Below are 24,528 nucleotides of genomic sequence, written 5' to 3'. Positions count from 1 at the left end.
ATGAAAAAACTACTCGTTATTATATTCGTATTTTCGATACAGTTTATAAATGCACAAGATCAGGATTTGCTGAGAGCCAAACGATTTTTTGATAAAACATATTACGCAGAATCCATTATATTATATGAGAAATTAGCGGAGAGTAAACCTTCACAGGAAGTAATTAAAAATCTGGCTGATTCTTACTATTATACTAATAAACTAATAAAGGCGCAACGTTACTACCGACTTTTGGTTCAGAGCTATAACAAAGATCTGGATAGAAATTACTATTTTAGATATGCACACACCTTAAAAGCAACCAATAGTAATGACGATGCCAATGCGGCACTAAGAACCTATTATACGAAGTCAGGTAATCCTCAGGATTCTGTATATTTTGAAAAAGCACTAAAAGAACTCGAAAATGTTTCTGCAATTGGTAACCGTTTTGTAATTACAAATTTGGCATTGAATACCAAAAATTCAGAGTTTGGAGCTGTAAAGCACAATGATAGTCTGATTTTTGCCGGAGTAAAATTGAAACCCGGATTGTTTGACAAGAAATTTAAATGGGATAATGAAACCTATTTGAATTTGGTTGCTGTACCATTAAAGAATATCAATTCAGCTGATTCTATTGCGCATTATTTTGCCAAAGAGCTGAAAACCGGAATGCACGAGTCAAATGCTGTTTTTACCAAAGATGGTAAAACCATGTATTTTACAAGAAACAATTCTAAAAATGGAAGCAAGAGAAAGAATGACGATAAGATTTCAAATCTTCAAATTTTTAAAGCCGAGTTTATAAACGGAAAATGGAAAAATGTAACCTCACTTCCGTTTAATAGTTCAAATTATTCCGTAGAGCATCCGGCATTGAACGCAGATGAAACGGTTCTTTATTTTGCTTCAGACATGCCAGGCTCTTTAGGATCGTTTGATATTTATTCCGTAAACATTAATAAAGGAGCTTTTGATACGCCTAAAAACTTAGGACCAACGATCAATACCGATAAAAGAGAACAATTTCCTTTTGTTTCAGACGATAATAAACTTTATTTTTCTTCAGAAGGGCATTTAGGATACGGATCATTAGATGTTTTTGTATCTGAAATTAATGGAAAAGAATATAGTAAGCCGGTTAATATCGGTTTACCATTAAATTCAAATGCAGACGATTTTGCTTTCAATATAGATTCTAATACCAAAGAAGGTTATTTTGCATCGAATAGAGAAGGAGGAAAGGGAAGCGATGATATCTATCAATTAAAAGAAATAAAAGATTTAGTTGTAGAAGATTGCAAACAGCTTATTGCAGGAATTATTACGGATGTAGATACGAAATTACCACTAGAAAATGCTACAGTACAATTGCAGGATTCTGAGAAAAATAATATTGGTTCGGCCACAACAGCGGCTGATGGGAAATTTAGTTTTCAGGTATTATGCGAAAATTCGTTTACGGTTTTGGCTTCAAAAGATAATTATACTAGTAATTCCAGAGATGTATCGTCAGGGAAAGTAAGAGACGCTGTCAATGATGGTTCTATGACATTGAAATCTTTAGAAGTTATCAAATTAGAAGAAAAGTTAATTAGTGAAAATAAAAAGAAAGAAGAAGAGCAATTAGAGAAAGAGAAAAAAGAAAAAGAAATCTTAGATGCGCTTGCTCTAAAAGAAGCCATTATAAAAAAGAAAGCAGATCAGATTGCTGCTGTTGAGGCTAAGAAAAAAGAAAAAGCGAGAGAAATAGCGGAAGAAGCAGTTAAGAAAAAAGAAAAAGAAAAACAGATTTTAATAGACGAAAAAGATATTTACAAAGACGACAAAGGCAGGTTGCTTATTAGAACAGAACCAATTTATTTTGATTACAACATGTGGTACATTCGTAGGGAATCTAAAGTAGTTCTGGGGAAAGTGGTAGCCTTGATGAAAAAGTATCCTAATATGAAAATTGAAATAGGATCGCATACCGATTGTAGAGGAAACAATAAGTTCAACGAAAACTTATCACAAAAAAGAGCTTCATCGAGTAGAGATTTTGTAATAGAATCAGGAATCGATCAGAAGAGAGTTACTGCTAAAGGCTACGGAGAATCTGTACCTATTATCAAATGTGTAACAGATGATGCCTGCTCAGAAGAAGAACACGAATTAAACCGTAGAAGCGAATTTGTAATTACAGGTTTGTAAATACATTTTAGACAATAGTAAACCCAATTTTAATTAAGAAGCTTTTTTTTAGCTTCTTTTTTATTTAATTTTATAACACATAATAAATCAAACTAAAACTGTACTTATGAAAAATGTAATTATACCATGCTTGCTTTTGGCTTGCGTTGGACTTCAAAGCTGTAAAAAAGAAGAAACCAAAAAAGAGGACGCGGCACAGACTGTTACAGAGAAAATAGTAAATGTGGAATGCTATAAAGCCATTTATGAAAAAGACACTCTCGATTTAAAATTAAATACTTTAGAAAGCGGAAAAGTAAGTGGCGACATGGTAATGAAAGTAGCCAATGCACAAGAGAAAATGGGTACTGTTAAAGGAGAATTTCACGGAGATACCTTGTTTGTAGATTACACTTTCGTTGAAGGAAAAGAAGGTAAAAACACGTTTAAAAATCCGATGGCACTTTTGAAAAAAGACAAACAGCTTATCGTGGGTAACGGAACAATACAAACTACAATGGGCGTTTCGTACTTAGTTAAAGACCAGCCTATCGATTTTGATCGTGTAAAATATAAGTTTTCGGCTGCCGATTGTCCTGAAGGATCAAAATAAGCATCAAATGAAGAGCATAAAAAAAGCCGTTTCTAGTTTTAGAAACGGCTTTGCATTTTTTAGAAAGTAAAGTTGTTACAGTACTTCGCCTTTAATTTTTAGAGCAACACGTCCTTCCGGATAGTTTACTGCATTGGTTTCAACTGTAATTGTTTTACGAATTGGTCCTGCGGCCATATTGTATTTTACGTCAATTTTTCCTTGTTGTCCGGGCATAATAGCTGCAGCCGGTTTTGTAACGACTATTGAACTTAACGTAGATTCTGCCGATGTGATCAATAATGGAGCATTTCCCGTATTTTTAAAATCAAAAGAGCGAACACCATTATCGCTTTTCGAGATTTTTCCATAATCAATTGTATTGTCTGGGGCAGCAAATTCAATCTTTGGGCCGTTTTGTGAGTAACCTACTACACTGAATAATAGAATTACAATAAAAGAGGCAACATTTTTCATTTTTGCAAATATTTATAAGTTGTAAGTAAATATACTTTGTTTTAATTAATACACAAATTATTATTTCGCTTTTTATAGTGTACTTTATTATTTACTTTTGCTTAAGATATAATAACAAAAACTGAACCAATAATTTGGGTTGATTTGTTTATTCTTTAATTTGTTTAACTGTTTATTTGTTTAATCGTTAAATCGATTGTATTCAATAGCGGATATTTTGGCTATCTGTTTAACTGTTGATTTGTTTAATCGATAAATCGATTTATTCAATAGCGGATAATTTTGTTTATTTGTGTAAAAGTTACTCAGCAGTTATCGATTATACATTAACGTAAATCAACAAATTAACGGTTTAACAATATAATAAACGATTAAACAGTCAGAAAGATCAACAATTTTGTTTAACCGTTGATTTGTTTAATCGTTAAATCGATTGTATTCAATAGCGGATATTTTGTTTATTTGTATAAAAGTTACTCGATTAAGTATGAATATACAGAATACAGATAATAAGCAAATACAAACAATACAGTAAACGAATAAACAGTAAGAAAGATCAACAATTTGTTTAACCGTTAATTTGTTTAATCGTTAAATCGATTTTATTCAATAGCGGATAATTTTGTTTATTTGTGTAAAAGTTACTGGATTAGGTATCCATTACACAGACAATTGGCAAATAATACAATAAACGAATTAACAGTCAGAAAGATCAACAAATTGACAATTAAACAAATTAACGGTTCAACAATATAATAAACAATAAATTAAATGACAATTCCAGCAAAATTTGACGCTAAAACGATCGAGAATAAATGGTATGATTACTGGATGAAAAACAATTATTTTCATTCGGAGCCAGATCATAGAACGCCTTATACAATTGTAATTCCGCCACCAAATGTCACTGGAGTCTTGCACATGGGGCACATGTTGAATAATACAATTCAGGATGTCTTAATTCGTAGAGCGCGTCTTAAAGGTTTTAATGCTTGCTGGGTTCCGGGAACGGATCACGCTTCTATTGCAACTGAAGCAAAAGTAGTAGCAAAATTAAAAGCAGAAGGAATTAATAAAAATGACCTGACACGCGAAGAGTTTTTAGCGCATGCTTGGGAATGGACAGATAAATATGGTGGTGTAATCTTAGATCAGCTTAAAAAATTAGGTGCTTCCTGCGATTGGGAACGTACCAAATTTACTATGGATCCGGATATGTCAGCATCTGTAATTAAGTCATTTGTTGATTTGTACAACAAAGGGTTGATTTACAGAGGATACCGAATGGTAAACTGGGATCCTGAGGCTAAGACAACTTTGTCTGATGAGGAAGTTATCTATGAAGAGCAACAAGGAAAATTATTTTTCTTAAAATATAAAATAGAAGGATCAGAAGATTTTCTGACTATTGCAACAACACGTCCTGAGACTATCTTTGGAGATACAGCAATCTGTATTAACCCAAATGATGAGCGTTTTACACATCTAAAAGGTAAAAAAGCAATCGTTCCTATTTGTGGCAGAGTAATTCCGATTATTGAAGACGAATACGTAGATGTAGAATTCGGAACCGGATGTTTGAAAGTAACTCCGGCTCACGATATGAATGACAAAACGTTAGGAGAGAAGCACAATCTTGAAATCGTTGATATCTTTAATGAAGATGCTACACTTAATAGCTTCGGATTACACTATCAGGGAAAAGACCGTTTTGTAGTTCGTACTGAAATTGCAAAAGAATTAGAAGAAATTGGAGCTTTGGCTAAAACCGAAATCCATTTGAATAAAGTAGGAACATCAGAAAGAACTAAGGCGGTAATCGAACCAAGATTATCTGATCAATGGTTTTTGAAGATGGAAGATTTAGTAAAACCGGCGATCAAATCGGTTTTAGAAGATGGAGATATTAAATTGCACCCAAAACGTTTTGAAAACACTTACGCACATTGGTTAAACAATATTCGTGATTGGAATATCTCGCGTCAATTATGGTGGGGACAACAAATCCCGGCTTACTATTACGGTGACGGAAAAGAAGATTTTGTTGTTGCTGAAAACATCGAAGATGCATTAGCTTTAGCTAAAGAAAGAACCAACAACCAACAACTAACAACCAACGACCTTAAACAAGACGTTGATGCCTTAGATACTTGGTTTTCATCTTGGTTATGGCCAATGTCTGTTTTTGGAGGTATTATGGATCCGGAAAGCGAAGATTATAAATATTATTATCCAACAAATGACTTGGTAACAGGTCCGGATATTTTATTTTTCTGGGTTGCCAGAATGATCATTGCAGGTTACGAGTATGCAGGTGAAAAACCATTTACCAACGTATACTTAACAGGTTTGGTACGTGATAAACAACGTAGAAAAATGTCTAAATCATTAGGTAACTCTCCTGATCCTTTAGATTTAATTGATACTTTTGGTGCAGATGGTGTTCGTGTAGGATTGCTTTTAAGTGCTTCTGCAGGAAACGATATTATGTTTGATGAAGAATTATGTAATCAGGGAAAAGCATTTTCTAATAAGATATGGAATGCTTTTAAATTGATTAAGGGATGGGAAGTTTCTGAAACTATTCCGCAGCCGGAATCATCTAAAGTAGCCATCGAATGGTACGAAGCGAAGTTACAGCAAACCTTAGTTGATATCGAAGACAATTTTGAGAAATACAGAATTTCAGATTCATTGATGGCGATCTACAAATTAGTTTGGGATGATTTCTGTTCTTGGTTCCTGGAAATGATTAAACCGGCATATCAACAACCAATTGATAAAACAACGTTTGACAAAGCAATCGAAATGTTAGAAAGCAACTTGAAATTGTTGCATCCGTTTATGCCTTTCCTTACCGAAGAAATTTGGCATTTAATTGCAGACAGAACTCCGGAAGAAGCTTTAATCGTTTCGACATGGCCGGAATTGAAACCATTTAATGCCGACTTAATTGCTGATTTCGAAAGTACAACTGACGTAATTTCAGGAATTAGAACGATTAGAAAAGAGAAAAACATTGCTTCTAAAGATAGCTTAGAATTAAAAGCAATCAATAATGAAAAGCTTACCACTTACTTTGATTCAGTTGTAGTGAAACTTGGAAATATTTCAGCTTTCGAATACGTTTCAGATAAAGTAGATGGTGCGTTATCTTTCCGTGTAAAATCAAATGAATATTTCATTCCGATTTCAGGAAATATAAATGTTGAGGAAGAAATTGCAAAACTAACAGCAGAGTTAGTTTACACGCAAGGTTTCTTAAAATCTGTTCAGGCAAAATTATCAAATGAAAAATTTGTTGGTGGAGCACCTGAAAAAGTTTTAGCAAACGAAAGACAAAAAGAAGCAGATGCTCTGGCAAAAATTGCTACAATCGAGCAAAGCTTAGCCGGACTGAAATAAAAAACAGTTTAGCATTTTAATACAAAAGCCCAATACTATTTTTTTAGTATTGGGCTTTTTCTTTAATAGTGATTTGAATGCTGGGGCAAAAAAGATGTTTCTTTTCGATTCAAATTAATAAAATTGTAAGTCAGAAATTAGTTCTTGATAATCTTTCTGGTGGTTACAATTCCCTTATCAGAAATAAACTGAACAATATAAATTCCAGCATTTTGTTTGGCTATGTTTACATTGAATTCTTTTTCTTTATTTGTTTTTTGTTCAAAAACAACTCCGTTATAGATACTTGTGATTTTTAAAGTTCCCTGCTCTTTACTGTTTACACTTATTTTAAAAATTCCATCTGTAGGATTTGGATAAATAGTAAACACTCGGGATTCTTCTGTCTCTGCAAGCAGTATCTCATTTGTTTTAGTGTTTGGTTTTCCTGCTCGTACAAGGGCAAAACGTTCACCACCTTCCAGCTCGCCTTTACGCGCATCTTCCTGAATGAAATCTAACGTAATTTGCTCTCCTTCCGGCAATTCTTTTGCTATTCTAAAATCAAATGTTATTCCGAAGGTTTCGCCAATATCGATAGGCAGATTAGTAATGGCAGCCTCGTTCGAAGTGATAAGAATTTTATTTTTATCAATTATTTTTACTCCCTTTAAGCTTCCGTTTGCCTGCGCTTTTTCAAATAAACGCTCGTCTAGTGTAGCTTCTATGGTACCGCCCAATTCGAAGAAATTGTATTTTAAATCTTCATTAAAACCTTTATCTGCAAATCTCACATTTATAAGTTTAGATCGCACTCCTCTAATAAAAACAGCCGTTGGAGAAATTACATCAGTGGTATTTAAATTATAAACACTTAGATTTTTCCAGGCAATATTATTATTGTTTTGTGCATTTGGAGCAATACTAGTATTGATTCCTTCATTGAACATAGGATCACCAAAAGCTTCGATTCTTGCCGCTAAACAAAAATGGTGCTGATCATACGTATAACTAGCCGGATTTGGCGGATACCACGGAATTCGTACAATGGAGCTGCTGCCTGCTGTTATAGCCGGAATATGTGCTTCGCCAATAAAATTACCATGTTCAACAGGTCCAACAAAGAAATTTACAAAATTAGTTGGCCACATAAGTCCCGAAGAAGCCTTTGCAAAATAAAGTTTTACTTTGGCAGCAGTGCTTGTAGCTGCTCCTCTGTTATAAACTCTCACGTATACTGAATTTGGTGAACTTGTTTTGTATTCAGGGTTTTCATGTACTAGACCTCCATCTGCGTTTTGTCTCACCCAGATATCATCGCTTATCCACATTGGACCCGTATCAGAATTTGGTTCCACTCCTGTATCGTAAGGTCTGTCTTTGATGTAAAGGTCAACTAACGGCGCCGTTATTCCGGTAACAATCAAAGAATATTTTTGATTACCAGTAACTAAAGTTCCTTTGTGTGTAACTGTTATGGTGTAATTACCGGCAGCTCCAACAATTCTAATTTTCTCGTAAGGATCTTTAGTATTGTCACCTAATCCGTTTGTAGTAGCAGATAATAATCGGTATGGGAAATTAATTCCTGCTGAATTCGTTACCCGAATATCAAGATCGTTAACTAATTTGGCCGTAGCAACATTCGGAGTACTTCCTGAGTAAGCTGCACCGGCAGGATCTGTCCATGAGATAGAAGCAATTAGCGGATTAACACCATCAGATGTTACAGTAAAACTATATGTAGAGCCGCTATTTAAGGTGTTTTCATCTATAATAGCAAGCGTTCCTTTTTTTGTAATCGTTTCTGCTGCAAATTTGGCATTCAGTAAACCCCAGCCAAATATAGCATCGGGACCAACTGCACCCGCATCATCTGCGGTATGCAAGGCTAATCCTTTTAAGGTTGCAGCACGCATAAAAAATCCTGTTTTGTTTTTATAATGCTGTTGCAGCAAAAGTAATGTTCCGGTAACATTTGGAGCAGCCATAGACGTTCCAGTTGCAGATCCGTAACTGCTATTGGTCAAGGGTGTAATTGCTGCTGTAAGTGTAGCCGTAGAATAAAGACCGCTTCCGTTTCCGGTAAGATCAGGTTTGATTCTTAAATCGTCTGTAGGTCCCTGACTGCTTGAACTATGAATAAGAACACTTGATAACGCTCCTGTACTGCTTATGACAGCATCCTGAGCATTAGCAATAACAAGATTGTTTTTTGCAGTGGCATTTCCGGTAAGCTTATCGTAGCTTGTAAATCCTCCTAGTGGACTTGTATTGGCAGTATTGTCAGTACCATCATTTCCAGCGGATTTTACCATCAAATAATAAGGAGCATTAAACATTAATTCATCCCACTGTCTTGCAATTGTTTCGTAAGCTCCAAATCTCCATGGTGCTATAACAACGGCTCCTGAAGCATTTCTTATTCCCCATCCGTACGAGTGATTGGAGAGCAACATTCCATTTGTTGCAGCAGTTGTAGCTTCAGATAAATCAGTATTCCAGTCATGAGTTCTGGCATTTCCCTGAAAAGCCATTCCTTTTGCCTGCGGAACTGCACCTGCAGCTACAATAGTTCCCGTGACATGATTGGCATGCTGGCTGTTATTGCTTGTGGGAACAATAGTTGTAACACCATCTGCAATAGTAACTCTTCCTCCAAATTCGTTGTGTGTAGGAAGTGTAGCACCTCCGTCCCAAACATAAGCGGTCATATTTTGTCCGTTGAGAGCAAGACCCAAACCACCACCGGAATTAAGATAATTAGCACGTGTTGATTTGGCGGCATCAACATTGTCAGGAGTAAAATACACTGGAGATTTTTCGTCTGGCGAAACATCCATAAGTTCGCTTTGCGTACCATCTTTATTAATAAATGTCAGTGGCCAGCCGTTTACTCGGGCGAGACTAATAGCCCTTTGCTTCTTTGTAATTGCTTCGGCTTCATACCTTTTGCTTAAAGACTCAAGTTCTGTGACATTGGTATTTGATTTAATCGTTTCAATGTCATCTTGTGTTTGGGAATACATCATTCCGCTCACACAAAATAAAATAATTTTGTAGATATTTTTCATATGATTTTGATTTTTATGGGGTAATAATTAACGTGATTGTATCAATATCAAATGCGGAGGACTTCTGTCGCTGATGACTCCAAAAAAAGCATGCAGCAAATTGATTTTCATTTTCATAATTTAAATATTAAAGGTTAATATAGAATACTTCTGAAAAAATTAATCTGTCAATTTTATTTACAAAGAAGGTATGTTTTGTATGAAATTACTTTGCATTAAACAAAGCTCATTAAAGTAAATGAGAATAAAAAGCGTATAAATACCTGATTTTTAATTAATTGTAATTTTAGTACTTAGTACTTAGTTTTTAGTACCTAGTACTTAGTTATAAGTGTGTAGTTCTTAGTATTTAGTTTTTTAGTGTTGATTGCTAAGTATAAAGTTTCAGTATTAGGCATAAATTTTTGAGCGCGAAGTTTTAACTACTAAGCACTATAGAATACATACTAAAATCGAAGACTAGGTACTAAGTATAAAATCAGTATAAATCCGCGTTTTCGCAAAGCGAATCAGCATCATCCGCGTAACATAAAAGTGCAAAGTAAGTGTAATCTTTTTAAGGCATGATTAAACTAAAAAGCCAAGTACTAAGAACTAGGTACTAAAAAAACTAAGCACTAAAAACTAGGTACTAAGTACTAAATACTAAATCTTTTCAAAAACAAAAACAAAGGATAAGAAATAAGTGTAATACCCACAATGATGATAAAGCTTTTGGGATCGCTGTAAATAAAGCCACCAAGCAGGATTAAGGAAGAAACAATTGCTATAATCGTTGTCCACGGATACCACAAAGATTTGTAAGGTCTTGGCAAGTCCGGTTCTGAGCTTCGAAGTTTAAGCAGTGAACAATAAGACAATCCCCAAACGATAATAGAAGTAAAGGCAGCAAATGAAAACAGGGCTTCAAAAGAGCCAATACAAATTAAAAATAAACTGAATAAAGAAGAAACGAGCAAGGCAACAATAGGAGTTCCGCCTTTGTTTACAGATGTTCCTTTTTCGATAAAAAAGCCATCTCTGCTTAAGCCGAATAAGATTCTTGGCGGAATCATCATAAAAGCATTTAGGATACTAATGAGTGAAAAAATAGAAATAACAGTAACGATCATAGCGCCGTTTTTTCCGAAGATAATTTTGGCAACATCGGCTGCAGCCAAGCTAGACTTAGAAAGTGTTTCAACAGATAAAACATGAAAAAAGGCCACATTTACCAAAACGTAAATAGCCACAACTAACAAGACACCGCTATACAACGATCGTGGAATGTTTTTGTTTGGATTCTCGTTTTCTTCTGCAAAAAAGCAAACGCTGTTCCAGCCATTATACGTTCCGATGATAAGCTGTAATGTTTTGAAAAAGCCAAACAATAAACCAATGTGAAAGAAAGAATTATCCTTAGGAACCGGAGCTAAAGTTACGCCGGTATACATAAAGCACGCTACCACCAAGGCTACGAAACAAACCACTTTTAGCAAGCTGGTTATTTGCTGAATAACACTGCCGTTTTTTACGCCGCTTAAATGTAGTAGAACAAAAGCTACTAATAAACCAATTGCAATAGGAGTAGCGTAATTTGCCAGACCTGGAAACAAAATAATAGTATATTCACTAATAACGATGCAGTAAAAAGCAGGTGGAATTACATTCGTAATATAATCAAACCAGCCTGAGAGAAAACCGGCATAATCGCCAAAAGCTCTTTTGATGTAGTTGTACGAACCTCCCGCTTTAGGAAGCATGGTGGCAAGCTCTGCATAAGAATTAGCACCAATTAAAACATATAAACCTCCAATGATCCACGAAGCAATAATAAGCCAGTAATTATCGAGCATTGATGCAATCGTACCCGGTGTGCGTAAAATTCCAACTCCAATTGTTCCTCCAATTAATACCGCGATATTAAAACTTAATCCTAAACTCTTTTTTAATTGGTTTCTTTTGGTATCGCTCATGTGTTGACGTTTTTATTAGCTTGTAATTTAAGCTTACTGAAAACAAAAGTAATTATAAATTAAATTATTTTCTTCATTAAAAGAAAAAAACCTTGCTCAGCGAGCAAGGTTTAGAAGTCTAATTTAATATGTTTTTGGAGAAAACTTATTTAACGGCAATTAGGTACGTTGCCATTTTCCATACCTCATCGTATTTTTTTCCGTTAAGTTCTCCCGGAGCTTTTTCAGTATAAGCAAATTCAACCATGTAGTTTCCAGACCAAAGTGGTGTAAAAGAGATTTCTCCCTTATCGTTAGTCCATAATTCTTTTTCCCATCCATTAGGAGCAATTACTTTTATTTTTTGCTCTTTTGCTATGGCACCCTGGTACAAAGCATTTACGTTGATTTTAGTTTTTTGTTTTGCAGTAGTTACATCTTTAGAAAATACACTAATAGCATTGGTGTTAGCAGTAGCTTCATTTCCTTTTGTATTGTTACCAACTGTAACGTTAGCGCTTGAGTTGTAATCTAATTTCATTGTTCCGTAAACATCTTTTACAGTGTGGTGCATCGCAATAGTATACACACCATCTTCGTCAGGAGTAAAAAATGCCTGATATTTGTTTTGTAAAGCAGTAGCGGTAAGTTTAATTTCTTTTTTTGATGGACTGATTACTACCAAAGAAAAATCTTTAAGGTCAGAGAACCACTTAGCAGCTTCTGTAATATCGTTATCTGAAAATTCGCCAAAGTAAATTGAAATTTCTTGTGCTTTTCCTTTTGTACCGGTTGCTTTAGTTTCTATCCAAAGTGCGTGAGCAAATAATTGAGGAGTTGCAACAAGCATTAAAAGTAAAACGAGTATCCCTTTAAGAGTATTTGATTTCATAAGATCAGGTTTAAAAAATTATTAATTTGATATTTTTCACAAACTTAAGCCTTATTTAGAACAATTAAAAATTAAACAATAAGAAATATTACTTTTTAACGTTACGGTTTTTTATTAAATGATCTAAATTTGCAGTCAATTCTATTGAAACAATTACATGATTATTCCTTTTTTTAAAAAGATACAAGGTTCGCCAAAAGGATTTAGATTAGCCAACACCGTATTTTTTTTCCTTTCCGGTTTTGGATATTCCTCTTGGGCTTCCCGTATTCCACATATAAAAGCGCAATTGCATTTAAGCGAAGCCGAGTTTGGTGCCGTATTATTTGCTTTTCCCATTGGTTTGATGTTAACAATGCCCTTTACAGGTAAGTTACTAAACAAATACAGCAGTAGATCCTGCATGCTTTTGGGCGCTATTATGTTCAACATTGTTTTGTCATTACCGGGTTTTAGCGCATTTGTGTGGCAATTGGTCCTTATTTTATTGATTTTTGGTGCTTCCAGAAATATACTGAATCTCTCGATGAATGCTCAGGCGCTCGAAGTACAGAAATTATATTCAAAATCGATTATGACGAGGTTTCATGCTGTTTGGAGTTTGGCTGGATTCGCAGGAGCCGGATTAGGATATGTCATGGTAACCCAGCATATTGCCCCATCGTATCACTTATTAGGAATTAGTATTTTTTTAATGGCCGTTACAGCCTGTTTTTATCCGCTTACCAAATATACCGAACCCGTACCTCAGCAAAAGAAATTCTTTTCTATGCCGGATAAAAACCTTGTCAAGTTTGCCTTAATTTGTTTTGTTTCTATGGCATGCGAAAATACAATGTACGACTGGAGCGGAATCTATTTTCAAAACATACTGCACGCTTCACCTAAGCTTACTACAGCGGCATTCGTATTTTTTATGACCGCAGTTACAGCCGGACGCTTTTTAGGCGATTACGCCGTAACCAGATTCGGAATCAAAAACATTCTTTTCTATAGCGGAATCTTTATCACACTAGGATTCTTAATTTGCTTCGTGTTGCCTTATATCTATCCAACCATCTTTGGTTATGTTTTAATCGGAATAGGTGTTTCCTGTGTCGTTCCGCTTGTATTTAGCATAGCAGGAAATTCAAAAAGTCTCAGCAGCGGATCAGCCTTAACTTCTATTTCAACTATTGGTTATTTAGGATTTCTAATCGTACCGCCAATGGTAGGATTCATCTCTGAATTTTTAAGTATGAAATGGGCATTCTTAGTCATGTCGCTTCTGGGAGCAATTATGATTCTAATGGTGAATAAGATAGGAGAAGATGAGTAGTTTAATCGGTTATTTGTTTAATCGTTGAAATCGTTAATTTGGTTCGTCGTTTGATTGTTGATTTGTTTGATTGTTCAATGTTTATCTTTTTTAATCTTTAAATCATTCAATCTTTAAATTTTAAAAATATTCCAAATAAATAAATAAACGTTCCAACAAATAACCGGCCTAACAATTTAACGATTCAACAGTTTAACGGTTTAACAAATTAGCGTTCCAACAAATCAACAGTTCAACAAATAACCGATTAAACAAATCAACAAATAAACGATTTACCGGCTCTTAGCCATTAAAAACGTATCCGTCGTTATTTTTCCTTGAAGTTTCCCTGTAATTTGAGCTGTTACGGTATTATTAGCAGTTTTAGTATACGTTATTTTTTGAGGGAAGTCATGTTGTGGATTTTCGAAAACCAATTTAGTATCTGTTTCGCTTGTAGAAGGAAAATCAATAGCCTTGTCATTGTTCTGACCGTTTACAGTAGCGCTGTAGGTAAGATTTTCTCCTTTTTGAGAAAGAATGATACGTTCGTTATGCAAAGTGTCTTTTCCTTTTATAAAATAAGAAGTAGCACTAAAAGTACTGTCGTCTACCTTTTGCCAGCTTTCGGTAAGAGTACCATCTGGTGTTTTGGTTTCCCAGTTGCCGATAAGCCATTCAGCCGTTTTGATTTTATTTATTTTGATTGTTTCCTTTTTTTGACAGGAAGCAATAGTAGCCAGTAAAACAGCACAAGTTATTTTAAGAGTAAATTTTTGGTTCATAAGGTTAGGGTTTTGGTGTTAATTATAACCACTAATTTAGGAAAAAAAAACTTAGATAACAGTTTTAGTTTTTACACTAAGCGTTGTCTTTTAAAATCGCATACACCAGTTCTTTTGTTGGTTTCTGGTCTTTTAGTTGAGCTCTAACATCATCAAAAGAGACTTTAAAATCGCAACCCAATTTATAATCGCCACAGCCATAAGCCGTTTTGCCTTTCATGATCGTGCCTTTTTTACATTTAGGGCAGGTCAGAGCATCAGATGCGGTTTCTGTTTTTGTTTCCGGTTTTGCTTTGGCAGCCGTTTTTTTAACTTCCAGTTTAAGTTTGTAGTTTTCCTCAAAGCGAATTAAACCTTCTACGGTTCCCGCTTCGGTTTTAAAACCTTTTATGTTTACAGTAGATCCTTTTTGAACCAATCTTAAATACTGATTTTCAGATATTTTTTTATCAGCAAAAGTATATGGTAATAAGAAATCGCAACCCGCTTTATAATTCCCACATCCAAAAGCAGATTTTCCTTTAATCAAAGTCGCTTTCTGGCATTTTGGGCAGGTTTCGGCTAAAATTCCGGCAGCTTTTTTCTTCTCCACCTTTACCACCTCTTTTTGAACACTTTGAGCATGCGAAATATTAGCGTGTCTGGTTTCGCTTCGTACTTCCGTAACCAAAGCTTCGACCATGCGCTTCATGTTTTTGATAAAAGCACCCGCGGTAAACGTTCCTTTTTCGATATCCTTTAACTGCTTCTCCCAGGAACCAGTAAGCTCAGCTGACTTAATCAATTCATTTTGAATCGTATCAATAAGCTGAATTCCGGTTGGAGTAGGCAAGACCTGTTTTTTATTTCTAACAATATATTGACGCTTAAAAAGCGTTTCAATGATATTCGCACGAGTAGACGGACGACCAATGCCGTTTTCTTTCATCAATTCGCGTAAATCCTCATCATCAACCTGTTTTCCAGCCGTTTCCATTGCTCGCAGTAGCGTTGCTTCCGTAAACTGATTGGGTGGTTTGGTTTCTTTTTCTAAAAACGAAGGTTCGTGTGGTCCTTTTTCTCCTACCACAAAACTTGGTAATATATCTGCTTCTTTTTCTTTAGCGTTCGGATCTTCAAATACAATACGAAAACCTTTTTTTAAGATTTCTTTTCCCGTAGTTTTAAACGTGACATCAGCAGCTTTACCAATAACAGTCGTATTAGCAACCAAACAATCATCATAAAAAACAGCAATAAAACGTCTTGTAATGATGTCGTAAACCTGTTGCTGATTGTATTGCAAGTTCGATTGTATTCCGGTTGGAATAATAGCGTGGTGATCCGTTACTTTTTTATCGTTAAAAACCTTAGGCGATTTTTTAATTTTTTTCCCCAAAAGCGGTTCCGTCAAAGTTGCGTAATTTGTTAGCTTTTGCAGAATCCCCGGTACTTTCGGATAAATATCATTGGGTAAAAACGTCGTATCGACTCTGGGATAGGTAACTACTTTTTGCTCATAGAGCGTCTGCACAATTTTGAGTGTTTCATCTGCCGAAAAACCAAATTTTGTATTGCAATACACCTGCAAGCCCGTTAAATCAAACAGTTTTGGAGCATATTCGTTTCCGTTCTTTTTCTCTACCGAAACAATTTCGAATTCACTTTCTTTAACCTTATTGGCCAACGCTTGTCCGTCTTCTTTATTCAAAAACCGACCTTCTTCGTAGCTAAAAAGCGTTTCTCTGTATAACGTTTGCAACTCCCAATACGGTTGAGGTTTAAAATTCTCAATCTCCTTAAACCGATCCACAACCATTGCCAAAGTTGGCGTTTGCACACGACCAATAGACAAAACCTGTTTGTATCCGCCATGTTTTACCGTGTACAATCGGGTAGCATTCATTCCCAATAACCAATCGCCAATCGCACGCGAAAAGCCCGCGTAGAATAAATTGTCGTAATTGGCAGATGGTTTTAAGTTATCAAAACCTTCTTTTATGGCTTCTGTCGTAAGAGACGAAATCCACAAGCGTTGTACTTCGCCTTTGTAGTGTGCTTCATTCATTACCCAACGCTGAATCAGTTCTCCCTCTTGCCCGGCATCCCCGCAGTTTATGACAACATCGGCGCGGTCGAACAAACTTTTTACAATTTTAAATTGCTTCTGAATCCCGGAATTCTCCACCACCTTGGTTTCAAACTTCTCCGGAAGCATGGGCAGATTGTTCAAATCCCAGCTTTTCCAGTGCGGTTTATAATCATTAGGTTCTTTTAAGGTACACAAATGCCCAAAAGTATACGTTACCGCATAACCATTTCCTTCAAAGTAGCCATCATGTTTGGTGTTGGCTCCTAAAACGGATGCTATTTCTCGCGCTACACTTGGTTTTTCAGCAATACAGACCTTCATTTTCTCCTTCAAATTAAAGAGCGAAATTAGTCTTTTTTTTTTGAGGGACAAAGGCTCAGAGGAGCAAAGGGACAAAGGTTTTTTAGTTTTTGAGTGGCTGAGGTACTAAGTTTCTAAGAAGCTAAGTTTTTTCAATTTTTAAATCTTTCAATTCTTCAATCTTTCAATCCCAATAAAAAAACCTCAGTACCTCTGAACCTTTGTCCCTTAAAAAAAACTAAGAAAAAAATGCTAACATCGTCTGTAAAGCATCTGGTGCGTGCATTTTCTCGCCATTTTCAAGAGATTCCTGCGTTGCTTCTGCTGCTCTTTGGCGCATGTTGGTTTCGAAGGAAGAGATAGCTTCTTCAAGCGTATTGAAATCATCAGAAGTTAGATATTCACTTAATTCTAAAGCGTCCAGCATCGCCATATTAGCACCTTCACCCGCAAACGGAGGCATAACGTGAGCCGCATCGCCAATCATGGTAAGATTAGGAAGCGTTTTCCAGTTTTGGTCCAAAGGCATGTAATAAATCGGACGTGGAATAAAAGGCGAAGAAGCATTCTCAAACAATTCCTGCCAAACCGTGCTCCATTCAGGATATTCAGTTGTAAACCATTCTGTTACTTGCGGAATATTGCTGTAATCAAGTCCGTTAGTCGATGCCCATTTTTCATCCGTTTTAAAACTGGCGTAGAAACCAAGGTTGTCATTCCCTTTTTGTCCTAGTAATATGTTTTTCGTATTCCCAAAAGCCATTACTTTTCCACCCTTAATCAAAGCAGCAATATTTGGCGTTGTTTTAGTAGATTCCGTAATATTTCCTTCCAGCATCGTTATGCCCGAATACAAGGCTTTAGTATCCGTTAAGTAAGGTCTGATTTTAGAATTAGCACCATCAGAAGCGATTACGATATCAGCATAAGCAGATTGTCCGTTTTTAAAGTTTAGCAACCAACCTTCGTTTTGTGGTTCCATACTCAAAAATTGACTGTCCCAAACCACCGTTTCAGATTGCAAAGATTCCAATAAAATCTTTCTAAGCGCACCGCGGTCTATCTCGGGACGATAATGCGCATCACCAAAATCTTCCTGATGATCCGTGTCATGATCGCTAAAAAATACCGTTGCCTGATCGTCCGTAATTACCGTTTTATCCGCCATTGGCAGAAAATTACTTTTAAACTCCGCAAGTAAATTGGCTTTTCGAATTGCCGCCAATCCCGAGGTTTCGTGCAAATCCAGTGTCGAACCCTGAACACGGGCATTTTTGTTAAGATCTCTTTCGTAAACCGTTACAGCTACATTTTGCAATTGCAGAAGTCTGGCTAAAGTCAGTCCGCCAGGACCACCGCCAATAATTGCCACCTTTTTATTCTCTAATAACATGTGTCTAAATTTTATATTAATTGTATCCCTTTCAGCTTTTAAGCCTTTCGTTGGGACAAAATTATTGCTGTTTTAGAACAGATAATAGTATAAATCGGTCATTCTTATTTTTTAGCAATTCGCTGGGAACCACGCCCGAGAATTTTTTAATCTCCTTAATAAAATGCGTTTGATCCGTAAAGTTTAATTCCGGAAAAAGTCTGCCTTTTGCAATATGTTCCAAAGAAACCTTAAAGCGTAGAATTTTACAAAAAGCATTCAAAGAAAGTCCGAATTGTTTATTAAAATACCGATTGATTTCGCGGCTGCTCCACGCTATTTTTTCCGCAAGTTCCTGAACCTTAATTTCACCGTTGGAAGCATAAACCAAATCAAAAAGCTGGCGTTTTCGCTCGTCAATCGCAGTAGGTAAAAGTTGGTGTAGTTTCGGAATAATTACTTCCTTAAAAGCATCAAAATCTTTTAAATCTCCCGGATTGATGTTCCAAAAACCTTGAGGTAAAATGGTGGCACTGTTCAAAATACCCGCAATAGAAGTCTGCAAAAGATATTCAGCTCCCAAAGGCTTAAAACTAATTTTATAAGCCAGCGTATTCGCCCGAATAATTTGTTGTTCCGGAACATTCTCCAACCCAATAAGCGTAGTCTCAAGCAAACCCGATTCCGATTGCATAAAAAACAAATCAATTCTTCCATCCGGCATCAAAACAACTTCCATGTCATGGTCTGATTTGTTATGAAACATACCAATATTTTCTACAAAGTCAAGAAGTAATTTGTCCGGCTCAATAGCTTTGTAGTAGAAATCATGGTTCATAATAAAAGATTTGTGCTGCTAAGGTACGAAGATGTTAGCCTTTCAAGTTTAAGTTTTAGGAGCTAATCCTGCTGTCCGCTATATCTTTTCCTTGCTAAAGAAGCAAGAAAAAGGATGCCGCTACCATCAGGGCTAGGACTCAAATGCTCGCAAAAGCATTGGAGATGAGATAATTTATGTAAAGTTCCGTAGGAACGATTTATATTGTAGCAACGGATTTTAATCCGTTGATTATGTAATGATCGTAACAAAAAGTTCCATAGGAACGACCGATTTCGATCCGTTTTTTTTGCAATTAATACAATATCGGCCGATCCTATGGATCTTTTTTACTTTCTATTACTTGTAAAACCGGATTAAAATCCGGCTCTACAATATCGTCCGAGCCGCTGGCTCTTTGTTTTGTGTTTAATGATATTTGCGTTTTAAAGTTCCGTAGGAACGATATATTTTGTAGCAACGGATTTTAATCCGTTGATTATGTAGCGATCGTAACACAAAGTTCCATAGGAACGACCGATTTCGATTAGCTTTTTTTTGCAATTAATGTAATATCGGCCGATCCTATGGATCTTTTTTTCTTTCTGTTACTTGTAAAACCGGATTAAAATCCGGCTCTACAATATCGGCCGAGCCTCTGGCTCTTTATGAGTTTCTTTTTCTTGTTTTAAAAATACAGACTTATTTATTCTTTAGTTATAGGAACGTAGATATTTTGCTATGAAGTTCCGTAGGAACGGTACATTTTGTAGCAACGGATTTTAATCCGTTGATTATGCAGCGATCGTAACACAAAGTTCCATAGGAACGACCGATTTCGATTAGCTTTTTTTTGCAATTAATGTAATATCGGCCGATCCTATGGATCTTTTTTCTTTCTGTTACTTGTAAAACCGGATTAAAATCCGGCTCTACAATATCGTCCGAGCCGCTGGCTCTTTGTTTTGTGTTTAATGATATTTGCGTTTTAAAGTTCCGTAGGAACGATATATTTTGTAGCAACGGATTTTAATCCGTTGATTATGTAACGATCGTAACACAAAGTTCCATAGGAACGACCGATTTCGATCCGTTTTTTTTGCAATTAATGTAATATCGGCCGATCCTATGGATCTTTTTTACTTTCTATTACTTGTAAAACCGGATTAAAATCCGGCTCTACAATATCGGCCGAGCCTCTGGCTCTTTAATAACTTATAAAACAAATTGACCTTCTAATACCTTAACAGCTTCACCTAAAATAAAAACCTTATCATCTACAAGTTCTACACTCATTGTCCCGGTTCTTAACGAAGATTGAAAAGCATTCAATTTTGTTTTGTTTAGTTTTTCGACCCAATATTTAGTCAAAAAAGTCTGAACACCACCCGTTACAGGATCCTCATTACTGCCTGACCACGGCCAAAAATAGCGGTACTCAAAATCAAAAGTTGCATTGTCTGAGACAGCCGTGACCAAAACACCGCTTATTCCCGTATGCGAATTGATCAAAGCAGTAAAATCAGGTTTTAAACTGGCTAATTCAGATGCACTTTTAATTTCAAGTAAGATTATTTTATTTTTCGGACCGTATCTCTTATTCAAAACTTCAGAAATGCCAAGCGCATCGATCAATTTTTGAGGTACTTCAGTTTCTTCAGTATCGTAAACAGGAAATTGCATTTTGATTTTGTTGCCTACTTTCTCAATATACAATTCGACATTATCAAAGTTTATAAATTTTATATTCTCCAATGTAGTCGTATCAAAAAGCACTTTCGACGAAGCCAATGTAGCATGACCGCATAACGGAATCTCAGTCTTTGGCGAAAAAAATCTAATCCTGTAAATGTTGTCAGAGATTTGTTTGATAAATGCCGTTTCAGAAAAACCAATTTCTGTAGCAATACTTTGCATCGTTTTGCTGTCTAGTTCTGTGTCAGGTAAACAAACCGCAGCCGGATTTCCTTTAAATTTTTCACTTGTAAAAGAGTCTACAAAATAGGTCTTCATTTTTTATTTTATATAAGTTTAGAATTGTATGTATCGTTTTTTGAACACAATAAAACCTCAACATTTTTTATAAAGCTGGTGTTCAGTAATGATCAGAGATTTATGCAATAAAGATACAAAGAGATTCGGTAAATTATTTAAAGTTTGTAGGAACGGTACATTTTGTAGCAACGGATTTTAATCCGCTGATTATGTGACGATCGTAAAAAAAGTTCTGTACGAACGACCGATTTCGATCAGCTTTTTTTTGCAAATTGTACAATATCGGCCGATCCTATGGATCTTTTTTTCTTTCTCTTACTTGTAAAACCGGATTAAAATCCGGCTCTACAATATCGGCCGAGCCTCTGGCTCTTTATGAGTTTCTTTTTCTTGTTTTAAAAATACAGACTTATTTATTCTTTAGTTATAGGAACGTAGATATTTTGCTATGAAGTTCCGTAGGAACGGTACATTTTGTAGCAACGGATTTTAATCCGTTGATTATGCAGCGATCGTAACACAAAGTTCCATAGGAACGACCGATTTCGATTAGCTTTTTTTTGCAATTAATGTAATATCGGCCGATCCTATGGATCTTTTTTTCTTTCTGTTACTTGTAAAACCGGATTAAAATCCGGCTCTACAATATCGGCCGAGCCTCTGGCTCTTTATGAGTTTCTTTTTGTCTTTTCGAGCAAGTTACTCACTCTATCAAAGTTATCCACACATTTTATTTCTTTTCGAGCAAGTTGCTCACAACATCAAAGTGATCCAAGCATTTTATGTATTTTCGACGAAGGAGAAATCTTCGCAAGTAGCTCCATAAAGTAATTCCAATCTTTGGCGAGTTGCTAACGAAGATTTCTCCTGACGTCGAAAAGACAAGATTGTGGTTAATCCCTGTAAAATGAAATCAAAAGCATTATAAATTTCGGTTGTATACAATGGATTGTATACGATCACATAAAAGAAAGTTATTGCTTGTAATTTTGTTTTGATGAAAAACTAATACAAAACATTACAATAAACTGAAATTTATAATGGAAACACAACATACACATCAAGTTGCTGAATTATTAGAATCAATGAAAAATTTAAACTTTTTCACAAAGCTAAAATCAGAAAATAAAAGGGGAAATACGTTTAAAATACCGATAAAAGTTTCTTGCTATAATGAGTTGAATATGATGGTTTCTGATTTGCTTAAAGCAAGTATTATTTTGCTTAATAATGAGGCTAAAAGTTTATCGCCTTTTACAGCTGATTCAGATATTAACGTATTGACTTTACTAGAAATCGCATTACAACTTTTACCAGGAGAAGAGATGCAATTATTAGATAATTTGCATGCGATTCATTTGCAGAATGATACTAATTAAAGTTACATCTTCATTCGGAATGAAGAAATCAATTAATAAAAAAAATAAAACTCAAAAATGAAATTAGAAGATGCAGTAAGTATTCTTTCAACACAAGAAGAAACAAGATTGATAGAATTTTTTAATAAAAAAATAGAAGCCAAAGTAATGGCGAAGATGATCCGAAAACTAAACTTTATAGTTGCTTTGGGCATTATGCGAGAAGACGAAACGCTTCAGCTCGAGATAGAAAACGTAGAAGACGGTTATTTTTGGCTGAACGAATTAGCCGAAGTTTTAGATCCTTATTTTGAAAGTGATACTATTTGATTGAAGGCAGGTTCTTAAGAAATTATCTGAAATACCTACAAGGTTTTGAAAACCTTGCAGGAAACGAAATAGAAATGGTAAATCAGGTTATAATTTAGTAATGAACTCTAGAAATAAAAAAAGTAGTATATCGTAATTACGATTCAACCAAATGTTTTAGTTAGCACTCCTGCAAGGTTTTCAAAACCTTGTAGGTGTACAACATCTTTCGTGGCGATGGCGCTTAGAATGGGAAATAATGGTTTGAATGAAAAGTATTAATTATATTTGAAAGCAGGTTTAAGGAGTAATTATGAAAAAACACATAAAATACATTTGCTTTATCTTAGTGTTAGTGTTATTTTTTTTATGTTTTACATTTATTAGAAATATGAAAAAAGATAATGATGATTTTAAAAACGATCAAAAAGCAAAAGAAGTAGTTCTTTCCGAAGAGACTTTAAAAGGGCTTGATTCACTTAACGAAAGAATAGATTCACTTACTGTTAAAAACGACATTAAATTTGGACGAATTGTAGAAATAAAAAAAAAGGAAAAGGGTAAAAAAAACTAATAAAAATAAGAAGTGAAAGAAAGCGAGGAAAATAAATAATTAAAATTTTATTTAATTTTTAGAGTATTTAAAATTGAAAAAGCCTCCTCATATTCTTTATCTTTTTCTTCTTCACTTTTCTTATCTAAAATTGAATATGAAAATAAAAACTTTTTATCTGAATCTATTATTATCCATTCATATTGCGAAATAGAATCTTCAACAAATTTTATACATTTTAAAAATGAATTAAAATGACCAATTTTTGTAGATGAAAAAATATAATTGAGTTCATCTTTAATAATTTCTTCATTATAAATCTTGTCATTAAAATATTCTAAAATTAATGCTTGATTATTTTTCTTGTTAACAAACCAAAATTGATTTTTACTAACTCTTCTATAAATCCATAATGATTCTGGGAATTTTATTGTGAAACTAAATTCGGGCAAGTCAAAAATTACTATATTTTTAAATAATATTTTCGATAACATAATTCGTTTTTTTTTATTTTCCTTAGCTAGCATTATCTTAGGAAATATTCCCGTGGCTAACGCGAGCGTCTCGCTTTTGACTATTGACAGAAGATTTCTAACCTCTCGTTTTTAAATATAGAATATGGTTTTCTAATTGCTCTTCAAAAAAACTTGATAACGAATCGTATTTTATTTTTGGTTCTAAATCTCCCTCAAAGTAATAATATATTGGACAATTTTCTTTTAACGAAGTGTCAAAAAAAGCAAAAATATAGCCTTGATGAGAATAAAAAACAAAATGTTCTTTTTTCAATTTGAATTCACTATTATCATCTTTTAGCAACTCATTCGCATATTCTCTCAATTCAAAGATTCTATCATAAAAACAATCTTCACCTCTTAAGAACTTATCTCCTGTTTTCCCAATTTTCGCTAAAAATAATTTATACTCAAGAGGTAAAGAGATTTTATAGTAGTTTTCAATTTCTTTTATTTTTTCATTGTCAAGCCCTTCAGTTTTGTAGCCAAGTTCTTCAATTCTTTTTATTACATTTTCCATTTTTTATTTTGTATTAGGAAATTTTTATTGAACTTAATAAAAATATTGATTCACATAAATATTTTAATTACCATACTCTTATTCTATTTACTAAAAGAAATTTTTCGTACAATTGTGTACGTCAAAAAT

Annotated in this window: 18 protein-coding genes; 7 read left to right on the top strand and 11 right to left on the bottom strand. The window is 34.8% G+C overall.

The window, feature by feature from the left end; translation table 11 throughout:
• Nucleotides 1–2,175 (top strand): OmpA family protein, encoded by a 2,175-nt coding sequence (locus B0A66_RS02135; RefSeq protein ID WP_089048242.1) that lies wholly within the window; start codon nt 1–3, stop codon nt 2,173–2,175.
• 106 nt (nt 2,176–2,281) lie between these two features.
• Nucleotides 2,282–2,767 (top strand): hypothetical protein, encoded by a 486-nt coding sequence (locus tag B0A66_RS02130; RefSeq protein WP_089048204.1) that lies wholly within the window; start codon nt 2,282–2,284, stop codon nt 2,765–2,767.
• A 75-nt stretch (nt 2,768–2,842) separates the two neighbouring features.
• On the opposite strand, the gene B0A66_RS02125 is transcribed toward B0A66_RS02130, so the two are convergent.
• Nucleotides 2,843–3,223 carry a DUF1573 domain-containing protein gene (locus B0A66_RS02125; protein WP_089048203.1) on the bottom strand — a complete coding sequence of 127 codons (381 nt, stop codon included), beginning with the start codon at nt 3,221–3,223 and terminating at the stop codon, nt 2,843–2,845.
• 771 nt (nt 3,224–3,994) lie between these two features.
• On the opposite strand from B0A66_RS02125, the gene B0A66_RS02120 reads away from it, so the two are divergent.
• Nucleotides 3,995–6,628, top strand: coding sequence for a valine--tRNA ligase (locus tag B0A66_RS02120; protein WP_089048202.1), 2,634 nt, complete (start codon nt 3,995–3,997; stop codon nt 6,626–6,628).
• 137 nt (nt 6,629–6,765) lie between these two features.
• Here the strand turns inward: B0A66_RS02120 and B0A66_RS02115 are convergent, their stop codons facing one another.
• The 3 genes from B0A66_RS02115 to B0A66_RS02105 form a co-directional block, all read right to left on the bottom strand.
• On the bottom strand, nt 6,766–9,681 hold the full coding sequence (locus tag B0A66_RS02115; protein ID WP_089048201.1) for a S8 family serine peptidase: 2,916 nt from the start codon (nt 9,679–9,681) through the stop codon (nt 6,766–6,768).
• A 638-nt stretch (nt 9,682–10,319) separates the two neighbouring features.
• Nucleotides 10,320–11,636: an APC family permease gene (locus B0A66_RS02110; protein ID WP_089048200.1), complete on the bottom strand. Its 1,317-nt coding sequence runs from the start codon at nt 11,634–11,636 to the stop codon at nt 10,320–10,322.
• Between the two features lie 145 nt (nt 11,637–11,781).
• Complete coding sequence (locus B0A66_RS02105; protein ID WP_089048199.1) at nt 11,782–12,507, bottom strand: DUF4198 domain-containing protein; 726 nt, start codon at nt 12,505–12,507, stop codon at nt 11,782–11,784.
• Nucleotides 12,508–12,664: 157 nt separating this feature from the next.
• On the opposite strand from B0A66_RS02105, the gene B0A66_RS02100 reads away from it, so the two are divergent.
• A complete protein-coding gene (locus tag B0A66_RS02100) occupies nt 12,665–13,825 on the top strand; it encodes an MFS transporter (protein ID WP_089048198.1) in 1,161 nt (386 codons plus the stop codon).
• Between the two features lie 272 nt (nt 13,826–14,097).
• On the opposite strand, the gene B0A66_RS02095 is transcribed toward B0A66_RS02100, so the two are convergent.
• The 5 genes from B0A66_RS02095 to B0A66_RS02075 form a co-directional block, all read right to left on the bottom strand.
• Nucleotides 14,098–14,589, bottom strand: a complete 492-nt coding sequence (locus B0A66_RS02095; RefSeq protein ID WP_089048197.1) for a DUF6265 family protein — start codon at nt 14,587–14,589, stop codon at nt 14,098–14,100.
• Between the two features lie 76 nt (nt 14,590–14,665).
• Nucleotides 14,666–16,981, bottom strand: a complete 2,316-nt coding sequence (locus tag B0A66_RS02090) for a type IA DNA topoisomerase (RefSeq protein ID WP_089048196.1) — start codon at nt 16,979–16,981, stop codon at nt 14,666–14,668.
• Between the two features lie 217 nt (nt 16,982–17,198).
• On the bottom strand, nt 17,199–18,353 hold the full coding sequence (locus tag B0A66_RS02085; RefSeq protein WP_089048195.1) for an FAD-dependent oxidoreductase: 1,155 nt from the start codon (nt 18,351–18,353) through the stop codon (nt 17,199–17,201).
• A gap of 61 nt (nt 18,354–18,414) precedes the next feature.
• Nucleotides 18,415–19,170 carry a helix-turn-helix domain-containing protein gene (locus B0A66_RS02080; protein ID WP_089048194.1) on the bottom strand — a complete coding sequence of 252 codons (756 nt, stop codon included), beginning with the start codon at nt 19,168–19,170 and terminating at the stop codon, nt 18,415–18,417.
• A 1,194-nt stretch (nt 19,171–20,364) separates the two neighbouring features.
• On the bottom strand, nt 20,365–21,162 hold the full coding sequence (locus B0A66_RS02075; RefSeq protein WP_089048193.1) for a PhzF family phenazine biosynthesis protein: 798 nt from the start codon (nt 21,160–21,162) through the stop codon (nt 20,365–20,367).
• A gap of 1,022 nt (nt 21,163–22,184) precedes the next feature.
• Here B0A66_RS02075 and B0A66_RS02070 point away from each other — a divergent pair.
• The 3 genes from B0A66_RS02070 (at nt 22,185) to B0A66_RS02060 (ending at nt 23,385) form a co-directional block, all read left to right on the top strand.
• Nucleotides 22,185–22,523 (top strand): hypothetical protein, encoded by a 339-nt coding sequence (locus B0A66_RS02070; protein WP_089048192.1) that lies wholly within the window; start codon nt 22,185–22,187, stop codon nt 22,521–22,523.
• A 57-nt stretch (nt 22,524–22,580) separates the two neighbouring features.
• Nucleotides 22,581–22,832 carry a hypothetical protein gene (locus B0A66_RS02065; RefSeq protein WP_089048191.1) on the top strand — a complete coding sequence of 84 codons (252 nt, stop codon included), beginning with the start codon at nt 22,581–22,583 and terminating at the stop codon, nt 22,830–22,832.
• Nucleotides 22,833–23,202: 370 nt separating this feature from the next.
• Nucleotides 23,203–23,385, top strand: coding sequence for a hypothetical protein (locus tag B0A66_RS02060; protein ID WP_089048190.1), 183 nt, complete (start codon nt 23,203–23,205; stop codon nt 23,383–23,385).
• 47 nt (nt 23,386–23,432) lie between these two features.
• Here B0A66_RS02060 and B0A66_RS02055 read toward each other — a convergent pair whose 3' ends face one another.
• Nucleotides 23,433–23,858 carry a hypothetical protein gene (locus B0A66_RS02055; protein WP_123868195.1) on the bottom strand — a complete coding sequence of 142 codons (426 nt, stop codon included), beginning with the start codon at nt 23,856–23,858 and terminating at the stop codon, nt 23,433–23,435.
• A 97-nt stretch (nt 23,859–23,955) separates the two neighbouring features.
• Complete coding sequence (locus B0A66_RS02050) at nt 23,956–24,399, bottom strand: SMI1/KNR4 family protein (RefSeq protein WP_089048188.1); 444 nt, start codon at nt 24,397–24,399, stop codon at nt 23,956–23,958.
• Between the last annotated feature and the right edge of the window lie 129 nt (nt 24,400–24,528).

Origin of the sequence: Flavobacterium hercynium, assembly GCF_002217285.1 — a bacterium.
Taxonomy (GTDB): Bacteria; Bacteroidota; Bacteroidia; order Flavobacteriales; family Flavobacteriaceae; genus Flavobacterium; species Flavobacterium hercynium.
This window is presented reverse-complemented; position numbering and strand designations above follow the sequence as displayed.